This window comes from Streptomyces sp. DvalAA-14, assembly GCF_900091855.1.
Taxonomy (GTDB): domain Bacteria; phylum Actinomycetota; class Actinomycetes; order Streptomycetales; family Streptomycetaceae; genus Actinacidiphila.
This window is the reverse complement of sequence record NZ_FMCH01000572.1, coordinates 1-2213: the sequence shown is the minus strand read 5'-3', so window position 1 is coordinate 2213 and position 2213 is coordinate 1. Positions and strand designations below refer to the sequence as shown.

Genomic DNA, 2213 nt, shown 5'->3' with positions numbered 1-2213 from the left:
ACGGGTGCGGGGGCCGGCGCGGCTCCGGCGGCTCCGGCGGGCCGGGAGGCCGGTGCGGGCCCGGGGGATGCGGGGGCCTCACCGCGGGGTTCACGGCCGACGGCGGTGCTGGTCATACGGCGGCTCCGGACTCCGGTGGCGTTATGGACCCACCGGTGGGGAAATCCAGCGGGAGGTTGTCGATCAGACGGGTGCCGCCCACCTTCGCCGCCACCGCGAGGACCGCGGGGCCGGTGTGGTCGGCGGGTGCCTCGGTGAAGTCGACGGGGTCGACCAGGGCGAGGTAGTCGACGGCGAGACCGCCGGCCTGCGCCAGCGACTCCCCGGCGGCCTTCCGTACCGCCTCCGGGCCGCCGTCCAGCGCGTCCCGGCCGGCGAACAGGGCCCGGGACAGGGCCAGGGCGCTGTCCCGCTCCCCCGGGGCCAGGTAGCGGTTGCGGCTGGACAGGGCCAGGCCGTCGGCTTCCCGGACGGTCGGCACCGCGAGGATCTCCACCGGGAAGTTCAGGTCGGTGACCATCCGGCGGATCAGCGCGAGCTGCTGGGCGTCCTTCTGCCCGAAGAAGGCGGCGCCGGGACGGGTGAGATGCAGCAGCTTGGCGACGACGGTGAGCATGCCGTCGAAGTGGCCGGGGCGGGACGCACCTTCGTAGACCTCGCCCATCGGGCCGGCCGAGATCCGTACCCGGGGCCGGCCGCCCGGGTAGACCTCCGCCGTGTCGGGCGCGAACACCAGGTCGGCGCCCGCCTGTTCGGCCAGCTTGAGGTCGGCGTCGAGGGTGCGCGGGTAGCGGTCCAGATCCTCGCCCGGACCGAATTGCAGCGGGTTGACGAAGACCGTGACCGTGACCAGGCCGCCGCCGGCCCGGGTGCGGGCGGCCCGGATCAGGGCCGCGTGGCCCTCGTGCAGGGCGCCCATGGTCATCACCACCGCCGAGGAGGGCGCCAGGTCGCGGGACTGCCGCACCAGCTCTGTCATCGGTTCACCGGGTCCCCTCGTCGGCGAGGGCGCCCAGCAGCGCCTCCGCGTACTCCGCTTTCAGCATGCCGTTGGCCAGTGCGCGGTCCGCGGTGGCGCGGGCCATCGCCACGTAGGAGGCGACGTCCTCGGGGGCGTGCGCCCGCAGTTCCCGCAGGTGGGCGCTGACCGTGCCGGCGTCGCCGCGGGCGACCGGGCCGGTCAGCGCCGCGTCGCCGGAGCGCAGCGCGTTGTCCAGCGCGGCGCCCAGCAGCGGGCCGAGCATCCGGCCCGGCTCGGCGACGCCGGCCTCCCGCAAAAGGTCCATCGACTGCGCCACCAGCGTGACGAGGTGGTTGGCGCCGATCGCCAGAGCCGCGTGGTAGAGCGGCCGGGCGGCCTCCTCGATCCACTCCGGCTCGCCGCTCATCTCGATGACGAGCGCCTCGGCGGCCATCCGCAGCGCGTCCGGCGCGGTCACCCCGAAGGAGCAGCCCACCAGGCGCTGCACGTCCACGGGCGTGCCGGTGAACGTCATCGCCGGGTGCAGGGCCAGCGGCAGGCCGCCGGCCCGCAGCACCGGCTCCAGCACGGCGGTCCCGTACCGCCCGGAGGTGTGCACGACCAGTTGGCCCGGTCGGACGGCGCCGGTCTCCGCCAGGCCCTTGACCAGGGCGGGCAGCGCGTCGTCCGGCACGGTGAGCAGCACGAGGTCGCTGCGCTGCAGGACGGCGGCCGGGTCCATCAGCGGGACGCCGGGCAGCAGGGTCTCGGCCCGCCGCCGGGAGGCCTCGGACACGCCGGACGCGGCCACCACGTGGTGCCCGGCCAGCCCGAGCGCGGCCGCCAACGCCGGCCCCACCCGCCCGGTCCCCACAACCCCCACCGCCAGCCTCGCCGGCTTCTCCTCCACGACCACCACGCCTTCCGCGATGCCTTCTCGTCAATCCTACGCGAACTCGCTGCCGCTGAGCCCGACCGTAATCCGTGACCCCGCCCACGGCCCGGGTCACCCCCGGCCCCCGCCCCCCGTCGCGGGAGGGGGCGGCACCCACCGCAACGGCCTCCCGGCCGTCACCCCCGCCGCGGTGGGCGGCATCCAGGGCAACGGCTCCCCTTCGCTGCCGGCCCCCGGCCGGTGGGTGGTTGCTCGCGCAGTTCCTCGCGCCCCTTCGGGGCGCCCCACAGGGCGCTGGGGGGAACCCCGGGGGCGGAACCGCGCGACAAGCCACGACGCACCCGCACCCACCCACCA

At 76.2% G+C, this 2213-nt stretch carries 2 protein-coding genes; both read right to left on the bottom strand.

All coding sequences use genetic code 11. The features are described from left to right. Positions 1-112: 112 nt before the first annotated feature. Positions 113-979, bottom strand: coding sequence for a pantoate--beta-alanine ligase (gene panC / locus GA0115240_RS31010; RefSeq protein WP_093741875.1), 867 nt, complete (start codon positions 977-979; stop codon positions 113-115). A 4-nt stretch (positions 980-983) separates the two neighbouring features. Then, on the bottom strand, positions 984-1871 hold the full coding sequence (locus tag GA0115240_RS31005) for a Rossmann-like and DUF2520 domain-containing protein (RefSeq protein ID WP_370673389.1): 888 nt from the start codon (positions 1869-1871) through the stop codon (positions 984-986). Positions 1872-2213 lie beyond the last annotated feature (342 nt).